The organism is Spirosoma arboris, from assembly GCF_009754945.1.
Taxonomy (GTDB): domain Bacteria; phylum Bacteroidota; class Bacteroidia; order Cytophagales; family Spirosomataceae; genus Spirosoma; species Spirosoma arboris.
Window position 1 is genome coordinate 369,443 of the sequence record NZ_WPIN01000005.1, and the last position, 16,628, is coordinate 386,070.

General features: G+C 46.3%; 11 protein-coding genes. 3 read left to right on the forward strand and 8 right to left on the reverse strand.

Annotated elements, in window-relative coordinates:
* Nucleotides 1–4 precede the first annotated feature (4 nt).
* A complete protein-coding gene (locus GO755_RS15560) occupies nt 5–1,072 on the reverse strand; it encodes a sensor histidine kinase (RefSeq protein ID WP_157586099.1) in 1,068 nt (355 codons plus the stop codon).
* 220 nt (nt 1,073–1,292) lie between these two features.
* Between GO755_RS15560 and GO755_RS15565 the strand changes: the two genes are divergently transcribed.
* Nucleotides 1,293–1,928 (forward strand): dioxygenase family protein, encoded by a 636-nt coding sequence (locus tag GO755_RS15565; protein WP_157586100.1) that lies wholly within the window; start codon nt 1,293–1,295, stop codon nt 1,926–1,928.
* A 180-nt stretch (nt 1,929–2,108) separates the two neighbouring features.
* Nucleotides 2,109–4,502: a TonB-dependent receptor domain-containing protein gene (locus GO755_RS15570; RefSeq protein ID WP_157586101.1), complete on the forward strand. Its 2,394-nt coding sequence runs from the start codon at nt 2,109–2,111 to the stop codon at nt 4,500–4,502.
* 167 nt (nt 4,503–4,669) lie between these two features.
* On the opposite strand, the gene GO755_RS15575 is transcribed toward GO755_RS15570, so the two are convergent.
* Together GO755_RS15575 and GO755_RS15580 are read right to left on the reverse strand one after the other, a co-directional pair.
* Nucleotides 4,670–7,864, reverse strand: a complete 3,195-nt coding sequence (locus GO755_RS15575) for a DUF4062 domain-containing protein (RefSeq protein ID WP_157586102.1) — start codon at nt 7,862–7,864, stop codon at nt 4,670–4,672.
* A 125-nt stretch (nt 7,865–7,989) separates the two neighbouring features.
* On the reverse strand, nt 7,990–8,385 hold the full coding sequence (locus tag GO755_RS15580; protein WP_157586103.1) for a VOC family protein: 396 nt from the start codon (nt 8,383–8,385) through the stop codon (nt 7,990–7,992).
* A gap of 191 nt (nt 8,386–8,576) precedes the next feature.
* Between GO755_RS15580 and GO755_RS15585 the strand changes: the two genes are divergently transcribed.
* On the forward strand, nt 8,577–8,939 hold the full coding sequence (locus GO755_RS15585) for a hypothetical protein (protein WP_157586104.1): 363 nt from the start codon (nt 8,577–8,579) through the stop codon (nt 8,937–8,939).
* Between the two features lie 14 nt (nt 8,940–8,953).
* Here the strand turns inward: GO755_RS15585 and GO755_RS15590 are convergent, their stop codons facing one another.
* The 5 genes from GO755_RS15590 to GO755_RS15610 all read right to left on the reverse strand — a co-directional run bounded on the left by GO755_RS15590 (nt 8,954) and on the right by GO755_RS15610 (nt 16,567).
* Nucleotides 8,954–9,508: a DUF6624 domain-containing protein gene (locus GO755_RS15590; protein WP_157586105.1), complete on the reverse strand. Its 555-nt coding sequence runs from the start codon at nt 9,506–9,508 to the stop codon at nt 8,954–8,956.
* A gap of 44 nt (nt 9,509–9,552) precedes the next feature.
* Nucleotides 9,553–10,293: a GNAT family N-acetyltransferase gene (locus GO755_RS15595; protein WP_157586106.1), complete on the reverse strand. Its 741-nt coding sequence runs from the start codon at nt 10,291–10,293 to the stop codon at nt 9,553–9,555.
* A gap of 106 nt (nt 10,294–10,399) precedes the next feature.
* On the reverse strand, nt 10,400–13,057 hold the full coding sequence (locus tag GO755_RS15600) for an ABC transporter permease (protein ID WP_157586107.1): 2,658 nt from the start codon (nt 13,055–13,057) through the stop codon (nt 10,400–10,402).
* Between the two features lie 7 nt (nt 13,058–13,064).
* Entirely contained in the window at nt 13,065–13,751 is a 687-nt protein-coding gene (locus GO755_RS15605) for a hypothetical protein (protein ID WP_157586108.1), read from the reverse strand.
* A 164-nt stretch (nt 13,752–13,915) separates the two neighbouring features.
* Nucleotides 13,916–16,567 carry an FtsX-like permease family protein gene (locus tag GO755_RS15610; RefSeq protein ID WP_157586109.1) on the reverse strand — a complete coding sequence of 884 codons (2,652 nt, stop codon included), beginning with the start codon at nt 16,565–16,567 and terminating at the stop codon, nt 13,916–13,918.
* Nucleotides 16,568–16,628: the final 61 nt, after the last annotated feature.

Below are 16,628 nucleotides of genomic sequence, written 5' to 3' on the forward strand. Positions count from 1 at the left end.
CGTATCAGTCAGATAATGAAATAGATAATGCCGCTTTATACGTCTCTAGCCTGTCTTCTGTTTGAAGCGTATACTGTCCGGGATAGAGTAATTCCAGCCGTTTTCGAAGGTTGGCAAGGCCAATACCACCTTTCTGTCCTTTCGGGTGAATAGGCGGTTTATTGTTTTCCACCGTCATTTCCACCTTAGTTGGGTTTAAGGTTAGCGTACCATGCAGCCAGGACTTTCCTGTCTGTTTACCAATCCCGTGTTTAAACGCATTTTCGACTAGAGGCAGCAGTAAAAGTGGCGCTATTTCCTGCCCATTAGGATTCCCGTAAATGTGCAACTCGATATTCGAATGGTCGCCACAACGGATTTTTTCCAGTTCAATGTAATTCTGCAAATAGCTGATTTCTTTTTCAAGAGGCACCCTGGCCTCATCGCTATCGTAGAGCATATACTCCATCATATCGGATAACTTCAGGACCATATCTGGCGCCAGGTCCGATTTTTTAAGTGTTAACGCATAAAGATTATTGAGGATATTGAACAAAAAATGCGGGTTCACCTGCGAGCGCAGGAAGTTCACTTCGGCCTGTAATTTCTCCACCGTTATTTTCTGAAGCATGCGCTGCTGCTCATACCAGTCGATGCTTAGTTTTAGAGGCACCATCAGTCCCAGATACCATAACGTACTGAAAAAATTGTACGACAGCGTTTCGATCCAGTTCCGATTTTGCGTCGGGGCAATAACGAATCCGTAAATGATATAATCATAAAAAGCCTGTACCAGCAAATAGCCAAAGATTGACAGGAGTACCAATGAGAAATAGCGGAGATAGCGCCCTGTCAGTAAATAGCGCGGCAAAAAGTAGTGCAGATTGAGGTAGGCAATGCCAATCAGCAAACTAACTCTGATAGTTACACAAGCCGCAAAATAAGGCAAACCTGCCTTATAAATCAGATACCGTTTTTCGTACAGGAAAAAGCCTGTAATCAGCACCCAATAGGCCGTGTGCACCAGTGCATACTTAATTGGAATGGTTCGGTTCGAAAGCGGAATTTTTATTCGTCTGTCCAGGAAATCCATGTCAACATCAGCTGTAAGTCTATGTAAATGAACGCAAAAGAAAAACACCCTGAAAATTATATCGACCAACGACCAAAAAAGTAGAGGAAAGTAATTAGCTCTTGCAACTCGTCTATTTTTCTGGCCGTTGGTCTACTATTTTTTGGGATGACAAACGCTTACCGTTGCTTTGTTCAGGCATCAGCCAACCTGCTGCTAATACCTTTGATCAACTCGTCTCATGAAAAATCAACTTTTTTTTCTGCTTATCGCCACAATGACTCTTACGCTGAACGCATTTGGTCAGGACAAAAAAGTAGGTGGCCCCTGCGAAGGTTGCGAAGCGATTTACGAAAGTCCGGTTCCATTCGACAAGCTGGACAGTTTCGTAAAAATGCCCGATGCTACCTGGACTGGCAAGAAACCGCTGGGTATCAATGGGATTGTTTATAAAGCAGATGGCAAAACGCCAGCCCCAGGTGTTATTTTATACATCTATCATACTGATGAAACGGGTCATTACAGTCCGAAAGAGGGCGCAAAAGGCTGGGAGAAACGGCATGGGTCCATACGTAGCTGGATGCGCACAAACGAAAAAGGCGAGTACAAGTTTGTCACTCTCCGTCCCGCTCCTTACCCCGGCCGTACTGACCCAGCTCACATCCATATTACTGTCAAAGAACCTGGTCTCAATGAATATTACATTGATGAATATCTATTTGCTAATGACCCTCTCCTAACCCCCGAGAAACGACAGAAGCTGGAAAATAGGGGCGGCAACGGCATTCTAACTCTCATAGATGTCGGTAACATGTATAAAGCCGAACGGCACATCTACCTCGGCAGGAACATCCCGAATTACCCGACGAATCCGTAAGCTGTACCCCACCCCAACCCCTCTCCCCTATTTTTCAGGGGAGGGACTAAAACTCGCCTTTTCCCAAGGTCTGTGTCCTCACAGATCCAGCATGCGCCAGTCAGCCTGTGTCTTCATAGGCCTTGGACGAACTATACCCCTGATTGGAGACTCCACCTGATCATTCCAACGCCAATCGTTATGAAACGCTTTGCATTCTTCCTCTTCTTGGTCATTATTCATTGGTCTCCATTAAAAGCACAACGTATTGATAGTCTGGGATCTGCAACTGGAATTCTTATTGATTCTATTACTACTAAGGCGATTCCGTTTGCGACCGTTTCCCTGTTTCAACAAGGCAAGCTCATTGACGGAACGCTTACAGATAGCCTGGGGAAGTTCGTACTAAATAGCCTCCGATATGGCACCTATTCTCTTGCGTTTAGTGCCGTAGGTTACCAGTCTTTTCATACGCCAACCTGGACCGTAAATGAGCAACGTCCGGCAATTGACTTAGGCACTATTGGTATTAGTCAGGATGCAAAAAACCTGCAAACAGTGACTGTTAGAGGCCAAAAGCCGCTCATTGAGCAACGGGTAGACGGACTTACATTCAATGTGGAAAGCTTGCCAGGTATTGCTGGCAGCGATGCGTCGGATGTGTTGCGCAAAGTACCTATGCTATCGGTGGATGCGAACGGCGGACTTTCGATGCGAGGCAGTTCCAACATCCGGGTTTTTATCGATGGAAAACCGTCCGACATCTATGCCTCATCGGTAGCCGATGCGTTGAAGTCGATTTCTGGCGAAAGCATTGTCAAAGTGGAGGTTATCACCCATCCATCCGCACGCTACGATGCAGAAGGTTCTGATGGCGTGGTGAACATCGTTACCCGAAAAGTAAGGGATAACATAACAAACGGGAATGCGAGTATAGTGCTGGGCAACCGGAACGAAGCGGTGATGAGTAATGTGCAGAGCAAATTCAATAAATGGCTGGTAAAGCTGGACGGATTTTACCAAACATACTGGAACCGAAATGGCTCTGTATTGGAACGGGAAACGGAGCAAGTCAAGATTTTTCAGAAAAACGAATCGCGAAACACAGGTAATTATTTCTTTGGTGGGGCTACCGTATTATACAGTCTCGATTCGCTCAACACAATTAGTATCGGGTATCGCCCGCGGTCGTTGGCCAATCAAAGTGATGTCGTTTCCACTAATTTCTATGCAGAAAACGAGCGGTTTCTGCCTTCATTTCAACGGGAAATAGCAACATCTACACCCGCATTTAGTCATGTTTTCACGACGGGCTATACCAGTACGTCAGCAAACAAACGGATCAGATCGTCGAAGCGAGAGTTTTCGCTGCTGGCCACGTATTTGATTAGCAATAACATTAATCGCTACGATGTTTCACAAGTAGCCAATGACCAAACGCCTTACCAGGAAAATTTCGACAGTAAAACCCGGAACCGCGACCTCATGATTCAGGCTGATTATACACACTCATTTACAGATAAATTGACATGGGAAACGGGTGGCAAACTCACGCAAAAAAATCTCGTAAGCGACAGTCAGTTTGGTATTTATAATTTTAACAATCAGGCTTATACAAATGACCCAATCCGATCAAATGCGTTTTCGTATCGAAGTGAGATTTATGCCCTGTACACTAATTTCAGGTTTCAGCTAAAGACCTGGCAATTGATGGCCGGACTCCGTTACGAAAAAACCGATCTGAATGCCACCTTTAAAGACAATTTCCTGCAACTGCCTTCTTTCCAGAACCTTGTCCCTAACCTGTTGATCAGCCGAAATCTGGATCAAAAAAGTACGCTGAAACTGGGGTATACGGTCAAATTGGTTCGCCCCTATTTTACGTATCTCAACCCGACCGTAAACCGAAGCGACTCGCTTAACGTCCAGTCTGGCAATCCCTACCTCCACCCTGAAATCACCCGCCGGTATCAGCTTAGTTATTCCCGAAATGGCGTCCGCTTATTTACGGACATTACCCTGTTTTATAACCATAATCAAAACAGCATTGAAACCATTCGAACGGCACGACCTGATGGTGTTTTTGAGAGTACGTTTCAAAACATTGGCCGGAATAAACGGCTGGGCTTGTCGGTTAATCTGACCTGGAAACCCTCTCCCAAAATTAGCCTTGGCGGTACGTTAACGATCCAACATGTTCAGTTAGAAAGTCCCGCATTACAAGTAAGTAACAGCGGCCTGATGCGGCAATTGGTACTGAACTACAGCCACAAACTCCCGAAGAGTTACAGCATCGACTTCTATGGTTTCTTCGACTCGAACAGCATTAGTCTGCAAGGGTATCGCTCCGGCTGGAAATACTACAGTCTGACGTTCAGCAAGAAATCGGCGAATGAGCGATTTACGATGAGTTTGCGGATGGACACTCCCCTATCCAGATACACCTTCCTCAACGAAGAAATCACAACAAACGCCTTCCACCAATTACAGACGAATCGCTATCAGAACCAGAATCTCCGGCTCACAGCTTTCTATAAACTAGGCCAAAAAGAAATTAAAAGCCCTAAGATGCGGCAGGCGGAAAACCCGGATTAGCGCAGGGTTGGTTATTGGATAAAGTGTCATAGAGAAACTTTTTTTGTCATCCCGACAACGGAGGGATCTTAACGTTTCTTAGTAATCGAGCCTAAGATTCCTCCCTTGTCGGGATGACAAAAAATACCGATTCACACCCATTTGAGAATGCTTAAATAGCTTCAGAATTACAGATCATCTTCGGATGACAATTCATCCTTCTTAGCCTTTTCAGCTTTCAATTTCTCAATCAAAGCCTCTATTTGATCTTCCCAGGGAAACTTCTCCTCTTTAGCCGGATCATAAGGAGACAGGTTTGGAACTTCCACACCCATCCGATTCAGCAACTCCGTTGTTTTGTTTAGTTCATAGCGATACACATACGGCTCACCGTCGGCCCAGGCCCATCTGTAGGCTTTAAGAGCGTGAACCTTTGCCTGCGCCAAGTTACCTATAGCAAACCACAACTCGGCCAGTGAACGGCTACCAGAATTCAATTGGGTAAGCCGTTCAGCTTCTTCAAGTGGATCAGAAAGCTGATTAAGGTGAAATTTAGCTAGCGCGAGCCAAGTCTCCGAGTCAGAATCTGATTGTCCAACAACACGCACCATCCGAACTGCTTCGTTAAGGCTCTCGACAGCAAGCTGCCATTCACCTTGTTCCATTCGCCATGCCCCACGTAGCTTATGTATATCACGTATAATACTACGATTCTTACCTTCCGTGGCCAACTTTTCCGCATGAATGAGATATTCTTCTCTAAAATCTCCTTCAAAGAACCGAAACTGAGCATAACAATACTCCGCACGGCCCGGACGATAGATTGTACGAGTCCAATTCCGGCTCATCGGATCGAGAAGATTCCACATATCTTTAGCAGCAGTCCATTGTCCAAAACGAGAAAGATTTTCAAACATATCTAGTCGGTCAGCAAAGAGTGATTTATCGTCTTCGTCTATGGCAACTAGTAAAAGGGCAAAATCTATCATTCGTTTCCCCGCAGCAAAGTGGTTTTGGCTATTTAAATTTTTTGAAGCATTGGCAAGAGCAATCTGAAGGTAATTCAAGTTCAAAACATTCAGATCACATAAAATGGATAAATTAGTAGCTTTAAGGCCTTCTTCCGATTCTCCTATATTAGTTAAAGCAAGAGCCGCTATATGAGCTAGATATGAACCATCATTCTCATCAAGTTCAGTAGGTAATATACCCCATCCATTAGGAAAAAAAGGCCGAAGCAGAGACAAAATTTCAGTGTAGGCTTCAAGATTAAAAAAAAGTGCAGAGGCTAAGTCTCCTCTATAATTATCGCAGGCTTCCTGGTAATGCCACATCTTGAGCTGAGTTTGTACAATATTGAGCCCATAACGTATATCATCAATCGTCTCGGCTTCCTCATAGGGATTATGAACCTGGGCCGAAAAGTAATCAACTACACGCTGACCATGCTGTTCTATTTCTTCGGGCTTGAGGCTCCCAACAGCTACACCCCGCACAACGGGATGTAGATCATAGCGCTTGGTGTTGTGATCATATTGCAACAATCCTCGCTGTTCCAGGTCGCGGATTGTTTTAGTTAATTCCTTTGGGGCGTTTCGGTATTCTATGGAGTAGCGCCATCTTTCCTGCGCCTTCTGATACGCTTTCCACTGCTTCAAGTCGGCTTCATATTGCTGTTGCAAGTGAGCATTTTCAGAATCAGATTCAATTTTCCAATACTTACCAAGTTCAGGCTTTTTAGGTTCGGTCACTTTATCCGGCTCCGGAGGCAAATGCGGATTAAAGGCCGAAATCGTTTGGTAATCGACCGCTTCTGACAAAAGCGCAAGAGTAGAGAGTAATTGGCGATTTTTCTCCGAGAGCACATGCAGGGCAGCTTTTAGAATGTGGTTTCGCTTCTGAATGAGATCCAGGTCGGCGAGATTGAGTTGGCCACCTTCGGATAGGTCGGCAACCCAAGCATCGAAATTTCCTTTATCTGGTAAATAGTTATTGACCAGCCCTGCGAGTACGCCAATAGTCAACGGATGGCAGTCGCAGTTGGTTGTCAGGTAGCGCTGAATCTCCTCAGAATTACCCGTTATACCGCAGGAACGAAACAATTTTTCCGCATCAGTCGGTCGCAAACCCGGCAGCAGAATCCGCTGAACACCGGGAATGGGTTGGTTGGCCGCATTGACAAGCACTCGGGGAACCAGACGGGAACTGACCAGCAGCTTAGACGGAGCAGCCGATGCGAGTGAACGAAGCAAATCATCATCGTCGGTATGAATACAGGAACAAGGGTTGCGGTTGACAATCTTGTCCGTTGGGGTATTCAACTCTTCATCGGGTATCTCCGCAGCGTCAATCCGGTGGTAAGCGACTAACACCCGTTCCAGCCCGTCCAGGATCAATAACCATGGTCGGTCATTCAGTTGGTGGAGCAGCAGTTCCTTTAATTCAGGAGTCTTTTTCTTTTGAAACTCGTCCAGAGGTCGGCCCGTCATGTAAGCTAGCGCTCGTCGGCAGAAGTCAGCCATGATGGCCCCCTTTTCGTAGAACGAATACCAGAAAATCCCCGCCCAATCCTTGCGTACGTTCGTCGCGTGCTTGGTTGTCCACTCCCAGGTGAGCATGCTTTTGCCGTTCCCACCAATGGCCTCGAAAAGCAGGATCGTATGCGAATCAGCCGGTCGCGCCCAGTCGTTCAGGGCTTCTAACTGAGCATCGCGCCCCACGAACGTATGCGATCCAATATAAGCGGGTTCTGCATAAAGAGTAGGTGGTTTGGGGATGGGATCAAGTAATAACGCTAGTACCTCGGTAGGAATTACGATGGCATTGAGGGTAGCTTTAGCATGCTCGTCCAGATACCTACGAATACTGGCAATGGATGGACCGATTTTTTCCTTGAACTTATCCAGGCTGTCAAACTCAGCATAAACACGATGAACTTTGGAGTCAGCCCCCATTTTTTTAGCTCGTTCAATAAACGCCTTGAGTTGTTCCTTTTTCCCGGGATCAGGTTCGATGTCGTCCTCATGAACTAAATGATCCCTACTCATAATGAAAAGCAGGATGGGACGGCCACGTTCTAGTGCTTCATTAAACTCTAATTCGGTGATGGATAGATTATCCGGGTTTCTAATGGGGTCTGGAGGGATCTGCCCGTATTTTTTGCTAATGATACCAACGTAAGCAGAGCCATCTCGAACCATTTGCAGGGATGAATCAATGACATCCATGAATTTTGCGGCATCATTCTCCATCGCAATATCGGTCAGCCCATGCGCTTTAATCGTTGTAATCAAGGCCTCCCGATGTTGCTTTAAATCCGTAAATGTGCTTGAGATGGTAACTCCAGGAAAAAGACGTGGCTCGATGGGTGGATTAGTAGGCATTATGCGTGTGTTAATGGCTTAGATAGTCAGCAAAACAAAGTAATACTATTCTACGCAAAAGCCATAACTCTCTCATATCTAACAAGATTTCTACCACCCAATCGCACACAATTCTCAATCAGCAGTCAGTTTTGTCGTTCACCATAGCAGTAGCAAAGCCCGTCGGGAGCCACGACAAAAAAGACTTTCCAGTCTGTAGTTCCATGTTTTTGATGGTCAAATTTCGGTTCGCTTTTTTCCAGGCCATTCGCCTTTAACTCCGCAAACGCCTTTTCGACATCGTCGACCTCGAAGAAGCAACCGTCCTGCGTTGGGTCACCGCCATTTTCGGCCAGCCCAATCTGAAAGCCACCCTTATCCAGCGTAGCCGATTTGTATGGAGCATCTTTCCGGGCAACCACTTGAAATCCCATAATCGTTTCGTAAAAAGGGATGGCCGTTTCCAGATCAGGAACTGGCAAATTCATTTTATCCTGCTGGTAAGGCCAGGCATTTTTAATCGTTACGTTAGTCGTTTCCATTCGTATTGCTGTTTTTATTTAAAGATTTTGATTTAGAACAGGTTATATTTTTCAAGACTCAAGACTCTCGTCTGGTTAACTGATTCTGCTCACTTTCATTTATCCTGTAAAACTGCCGCTGATGTATTTTGAATTTGGGGAATTAATCCGCTACTGTACATTGCATAGTTCCTTGTAAAACACAAATCCAAATGAAATACATATTAAGACTATCCGGGCTTCTTTTTATCATCGCTCTACTGGCCTGCTGCGACGGTGATGATCGTAAAATTTCGGTCACTGACTCCGATGATACGTATGAGTTTTTTGCCAAATTCGATAAACACGAAACCGAGCGTGTTCAGAACTTTATCAATACCCAGGTAGCTCCCAGTAGTTTTTCCGGAGATCACGTAGACGTTACAACCACCCTGGACGATCACACCAAATTCAAACTGGAAGAATCGCCTGGTAAAGTACGGATAGAACTAGATAAAGGAGACAATTCCGATGCGTCTTATCGGCGGATTAAGTCAATGTGTGAGGGCATCAAAAAGATACTCACCAAAAAGTGATCGATAAATCCCGTTTAAATCCAGCCTGCTTCTCGTCGCCACGCGTTGAAGCCAGCGTCCGTATGCAAATCGCCTGACTTTTCAGCATTCGTATCCTCAATTATATCTGTTGAGGCAATGAGGGGTAGCTTTAGTTCTTCCCGGAGTATATTCACGACTGCCTTATCCTCGACCGGATACATTTGTCTATCACCATACTGGGTGCCGTACCGCTGGGGTCTTCCCTCAAAATAACAAATCCGGTCATACAGATAGGCTACGTTTTGCGGGTTGATGTCATCCATTGAATTCAGCATCAATTGATAGCTGGCTCGCATGAATGAAGCCTCCCCAATCGAATGTTGCACAATAAGCCAGGCCGCATCGCTGGCTTCCGCACCAACCTTCGACCGGGTTGGCCATCCAATCAACGAAATGATTTCCCGTAGTTGGGCAGCATTCGCTTTATGAACGGCTTCCATTTCTGAATTATAGCCACCTGATAGCTTATTCTCTGTCAGCAATCGTTCCCGAACGGCTAAATCATGCTGGGCCAGTTCAATCAATTCATGAGCAATTTGTTCTTCCATGTTAGGGCTTTAAGAGCTGATTCAGTACGTCTCCTGTTCATTCATTAGTAGTTGTTTACAAGTTCCCCTTTCAATCGGAACCCACACGCCCGCAGGCCTGCTTTCTGGAGTGCAGCCTTAGAAATCGGGTTGTTTGTATTACACCGGGCGGCTGGGACCCGCCCCATGAGATAAGCCATTTTTTTTAATTCCTGTACCAGCAAGCTACCCAATCCCTGTTGCCGAAAGTCTTCTTTTACCTGCATATAAACATCGGCAAAAGGCATGTTGTAATTCAGCATCAATCCCCCGCTGGCCACGATAACTCCGTTCTGTTCCAGCACGTAAGGACTATCATCATCCGATTCATCATCGCCCGTTCGCTGACGAAAAATGGCGTCCGAAACAGTAAAATTTGTGGTAATATGATCCTCAAAAAGAATAGCTTCGGCATTGATGTTACGAGCGTATTCGTACGTCATAGCGGCTAAGAGCGCGTCATTAGTTTGGCTTTCTATATAACTACCTCCCGAAACCGAAGTGAATTTTGGAAAAAGTAAATTCACGAATTTTCTAAATGGCGGTAGAACGTAAAATTCAAAGATCGTATCCCGATCTTCCCGTCGATCTGTTCCCCAAATCGATCCATAGCCAACTTTGGTGTCGTCGATCGTAAATAGATACACATCGGCCCAGCCATATTGGTGGCATTTGTTACACACAAACTGGGCGTTGATTTCCTGTAGAAACAACACCCGAAAAGGCTCTATTTCGGCTTCTGACGTTTTGTAAATCTGTATGTTCATGAGCTAGTCGCTAAAGCCTGAGCAATATTAAATCCCTGACAACGTAATCTTTTTACGTTATCAGGGATTTAGTTGAAAAAAACTCGGCTAAAATTCCAGTCAACACTTACTCACTGCGCAAACTCTTCACTGGATTAACCAAAGCCGCTTTGATACTCTGCAAGCTGACCGTCAATAAGGCAATTCCTACAGCTAATCCACCCGCCAGCGCAAAAATCCACCAGTCAATGGAAATCCGATACGGAAAATCGTTCAGCCAACTGCCCATTGCCCACAAGGCTACCGGTGTGGCGATCACAAAAGCCAGGCCAACCAGCACGATAAAATTCCTGGAAAGCAGTGCCACGATGGTAAGTACACTGGCGCCCAATACTTTCCGGATTCCGATCTCTTTAACACGTTGTTCTATACTGAAGGCCGCAAGCCCGAACAATCCCATACAGCCTACGGTAATGGCAAGCACGGCAAACACCCAGAGTAACTCGCTCAGTTTTTCTTCGGTGCTATACATTTTCCCATAGGTCTCATCCATGAACTTATAATCCAGAGGGAAATTGGGCGAGAACCGGCTCCATATCGTATTGATATACACTATCGTTTGCTGCATATCGGCTTCTCTAACCTTTACGGCCACCTTAAATACCTCCTGCGGTACCATGTGGATCACCGTCGCCGTGACTTTCTCATGAAGGCTTGTGTAGTGAAAGTCCCGAACTACCCCCACTATTCTTCCTTTTTTAATCGGATTTGACGTGTCGGCGGGTACCCATTCATGCCAGTTTATCCGCTGGCCCAACGCTTTTTCGGGAGAACCAAAGCCGAATTCCTTCACCGCCGTTTCGTTGATGATAAAGCCTTCCCGCACATCGGTCGACATGTCTTTGGAAAAATCCCGGCCCGCAATCAGTTGCAGACCCAGTGTTTTTACATAGCTATGATCACCGATAAACATGTTTACGGAGTATTCCTTTTCGGCATTCTTACCCGGAATGGTAACGCCATCTCCCGCAAACTGGTCGCCCGGAAGGCCATAGCCGGAGGTAACAGCCAGCACATTGGGGGATCGTCTAAGTTCGGTCTTAAACGTTTCCAGTCCTTTTCCGGCTACGTCGCCCTGTGCCTGAAAATAGATCAGTTGTTCTTTACTGAATCCCAGATCCTTATTGTTCATATACTGGGTTTGCCGGAACACAACAATGGTCGAAATAATAAGCAAGGAAGAAAGCGCGAACTGGACAACAACCAGCCCCTGTCTGAACCAGGATGTACCGTTTTGAGATAGCCGTATATTTTTCAACACCTTCACTGGCTGAAAACCAGACACGATGATGGCCGGATAGCTACCCGCCAGTATACCCACCAATAGGGTTGCTCCTACCAGCAACAGACCCAGTTCCGGGTCGGCAAAGGGGTTAAAGAAAATGGCTTTACCCGTGAAGCGATTCAATGCCGGAACTACGATGAACAAAGCCATTACCGCGATGAGCATTGCTATCGTGGCTATCAAAATCGTTTCGCCCAGAAATTGGAAAACGAGTTGCCGACGTCCTGCACCAACAACTTTCCGTACGCCAATTTCCCGGGCTCTCCTGAATGAGACTGCGGTGGCCAGATTGATAAAATTGAAACAGGCAATAACCAGCACAAACAGCGCAACGATCATCAAGGCATTCACATAACTTTCATTCCCGCGAATGGCATTGTCGAACGTAAAATCAGCCGAGCCAAGATGAATATCGTGGAGTTGCTGAAAAAAAGGCAGCATGACGGTGTCGCCGGGTTTGATAATCTCGGTTTTTACATACGCCTGTAACTTGTTCTGCAGGTGGTCAATATCGGTTCCCGGTTTCACTTTCACATACGTAAAAAACTGGTTCCAGGTCCATCTCTCCATTCGATTCGGTGGTATACCCACGCTGGAAAAAGACATCAGGAAATGAAAATCCAGATGAAAGTGATCCGGCAATGGTGCCAATACGCCTTTTACGGTATAATCGAACGTGTTGATTTTAATGGTTTTACCAACAGGATTTTCCCTGCCGAAATACTTTTTTGACAGTTCGCTGGAAAGAACAATTGTTCTCGGAACATCCAGAATACCAGTAACCGTCCCCTTTTCCAGGGGCAAAGCGAATACCTGTAGAAACGACGGCTCCACAAACCAGCCCTTGTCCTCATAGTTTTTTTGGCTGCCTAGTTCCATCAGAAACCGGTCGGGAGCCATTAGTATTCGGGTAGTAGTATCAACTTCAGGATAGTGCTGTTGCAGAAAGCTGGCATAGGCCGGAGCCACAACGGCTTGCTTCGTGGTTGTATTATCTTTGGTTCTTTCCGTATAAATGCGATAAATATTCTCTCCGTTCGGAATCGTTTTATCGAATTTCCATTCGTCCCATACAAACAGACCAATGGCAAGGCAGCCGATCATGCCAATCGTCAACCCAACAATATTGATCGCTGAATAGGCTTTGTTGAGCAGCAGGTTTCTAAAAGCGATTTTGACATAATTCCGTAACATAGTAGGGTGTAGGGTTGATAGTTGTTGATAATAGTCTTCCTGCCGTTGTCGCCGATGTACAAATGGGGGCAGCACCGACACCACATTGAGCACGTGGCGTAGTGTAGCCTGCGTTTTCCCGGCCTTACGGTACCAGTATACGTATAGTTCATCCAGATCGCCCTCCACCTCCTCAAGGGTTTCTCTGGGATGTAACCAGGTCAGCAACTGTCTGGTCCACTCGGGTGGAGAAGGGCGTGGTAGCATGCCGTACTTATGGTTTTGGCGTTACAACCAGATTCGCAAAATGGGCATCGGTTCCTGGGCCAATCCAGAGCCCAATGGCACCTTCCTGCGATGAGCCATGCTTCAGGTCGTTGACGATCAATGTTGGCTGCGTAGATCCATGCACATACAATCGGGCTTTATCACCCTGTACCTCAATCTTCACTTTAGTCCATTCACCAACAACCAGATCCACATACGCTTCGTATTTCTCCGGGGTTTCTTTTCGGTTTTTCTCCCAGGGAAAGCCGGGATACGAAATGTACTGTACCGAGTGATTTCGCCGGACCTGATCGTCGGCCCGTCCATTGGTTGGGCGTAAGTAGATGCATTCAAATTTGGTATCGTCGTCGGCAATGCGAAAGGCAATGCCCACAAAGCCCCGTGCCCCTTCGCCTGCCGTAGCGAGGGGCTTCCCGGCCAGTTCCAGTTCGATGGTGCCGTTCTGAAAGCGTAGATTTTTGATTTTGGCATACGTTACCTCCGGATAGTTGGTATTGCCTGGATCGACCACCCGAACACTTTGCTTACCGAGGTACTGCTCTACCGACAACTGCATACGAATGGGTAGCAGTCCATCCGTAGTATTCAGGGGCAGCTTCTGCGCACGAACCTGTGCCACACCTGCACTCACGCAGAGAACTATCAATACAATGGATAGGAGTTTGGTTTTCATAGTTTTGCTTTTTGGCGAGGGGAAATGGATTACCTGTTAGAATGACGACTAGAGGTGGTTCAGATGGTTGAAGGTAGGTGCTCTATTTTCTTGATTTTCGCTGGATTTGACTAAAGAGCGAACGATTCAGCACATCGCTGCATCAGACGATCGATAACTAAGCACTATTCGCTACGTAAGCTTTTCACGGGATTGACCAACGCAGCTTTGATACTTTGGTAACTGACTGTCAGCAACGTAATGGTTAATGTACCGATACCGGACCCTGCAAAAACCCACCAGGATATGTGTGTATGATATTCGTATTTCTGAAGCCAGTTCGAAAGGAAGTAATAAGCGGTAGGCGTGGCAATAGCGAAGGCGGTAAGCACTAACAAAACAAACTCCTCGGAAAGTAATCGCCAGATTGTCAGGGCCGATGCACCGAGTACTTTGCGAATCCCGATTTCTTTGGTACGCCGTTCGGCCATAAACGAGGCCAGACCAAACAAACCAAGGCACGAAATGAAGATTGCCAGGATGGTAAAAAAAGAAGCCAGTTTACCAATACGTTCTTCAACAGCAAACTTGAGTGCGTACTCCTCGTCGGCAAATTTATAGTCGAAAGGTACGTCGGGCACTATAGTCTTAAATGCCGCTTCCAGTTTTGGCAAAGCTGCATGAAGACTTACATGAGCATCAATTTTGACCAGCATCCATCGCTTGCCTCCTCGAATCGAGAAAATAGTAGGGCGAACCCGCTCAAATGGGGAAGCCATCACCATATCTTTCACAACGCCCAGAATGGTATAGGTACCTTTTTGCCAGTGTTCGGATCGAACTTGTTCGCCAATTGGCTGTTGAAGCCCCATTGCCTTCATCGCAGATTCATTAATGATCAGACCCGACGAATCACTTCGAAGTTTTCTCGAGAAATCCCGACCGGCCACAAATTGCCACCCTACCGCTTTCCCGTATTCGCCAGAAATCCGGATTGTACCAAAATCATCGTTCATAGAGGGTGTTTTCCCTCTCCAGTCAAAGCCTGTATTGTTAGAACCTTCGTTGGTAAGTGGATAAGCCGATTCGGCTACCTCGGCCACAACACCAGTACGTAGCAACTCGTTACGAATAACGTCTTCTTTGCCCAGAAAGCCATTTTCGGGGAAACTCAATAAGCCACTTCGGTCGTAACCAACCGGTCGGTTTTTAGCCAGTTGAATCTGCTGATACACACTGGCGGTACCAATAATCAGGGCAGTAGAGATGGTAAACTGGAACACGACCAATACTTTACGGGAAGCAACCGCCGAATGCCATCCAGAAAGAGAACCCGAACTGTATAGTCCTTTCAGGGTTTGAACAGGTTGAAGAGACGACAGATAAAAAGCAGGATAACTTCCTGATAATAAGGCAGTAAACAGAGCAAAGGCAATGCAGACCAGCCAGAAAATGGGATTGGCCCATAAAATCACGATCTGTTTGTCTGCCACTCGATTAAACCAGGGCAATGCCAGCTGAACCAACCCCAAACAAATCCCAAAAGCAACCATTGATACAAGCACAGACTCACTTAGGAACTGGCTCGTTAGCTGGGCACGTACCGAACCGACCGCTTTGCGGATGCCCACTTCTTTGGCTCGTTTTTCGGAGCGGGCGGTCGATAGGTTTGTAAAATTGATACAGGCTAACAACAGGACGAACAGCCCGATTACGCCATAAAACAGGACGTATTTCATGGGTTCACTCGTTATAGATAACCCATTTTCAAAGGTCGAAAACAGATGCCAGTTAGGCATCGGATGCAGAAATACTTCTGGTTTGGAAGCTGCTTTCTCTGCCTTCAAATGAGGCAGCATAGCTCCTTTTATACGAGCCGATACTTGTTCGAATGTCTTGTTGGGTGCGATCTGGACATAAATCGGAAATGAGTTATCACCCCAGTTATCTCTGGCGTCTTTGACCCACGAATTAAGGGAACCATACAAGCGAAACGGGGCAATATAGGCGGTCTCCCGAAAATCAGAACTGATGGGTAAATCCTCATATACGCCAATTACTTTTACGTTCACCTGCGTATCAATAGTGACGATCCTGTTTATCGGATTTCCATCACCAAAGAGTTTTTTAGCAAGCGTTTCAGCGAGTAGAATCGTATTTAGATCGTGAAGCCCCGCCCGACTACCCTGTACCATTCTTAGTGTAAGTAGCTCAGGAGCATCGGCCTGCATAAATCGCCCCGACTGATTGAATTTTGCATCGCCACTGGCAATGATGTAATTCACAGGTTTTGTCGACAGTACGACGTAATCAAACTCATCTCCAAAAGCGGCCCGAAGCTCCGTTCCAAGAGGCATCGGGCTCGACTGTCCACCTGTTTCTTTTTTGCCGTCAAACCACTCATGACGCATCACCTGAGCAATGCGACTATAGTTTTGGTGGTACTGATTGAACGTCAGCTCGTCGTATATCCATAATCCAATTAACATCGCGACGGCCATGCCAACAGCCAAGCCACCAATGTTAATGACAGAATACACCTTGTTTTTTGTGAGATTCCGCCAGGCAATTTTTAAATAATTTCGAATCATTGTAGGCTGTAGGCTTGATACGTCTTGACGGTAAGGCGATTGTTTAGGTTTTCGTCTCCGCACAAAGGGCGGCAATACCGATACTACATTGAGCAGATACCATAGCGTAGCCTGGATTTTGCCCGACCGCTCGTACCAGTAGGTGTACAATTCGCCCAGATCTCCCTCAACTTCCTCCAACGTTTCGTCGGGATGGAGTTGAGTTAAGAGCCAATGAGCAAAGCGGGGCGGAGTCATAGATTTCATGGTTAAAAGCGCGGTGCAGGGAGTGAGGAAAAGGGTTTACGCCTTGTATCTGCTCCCTGAA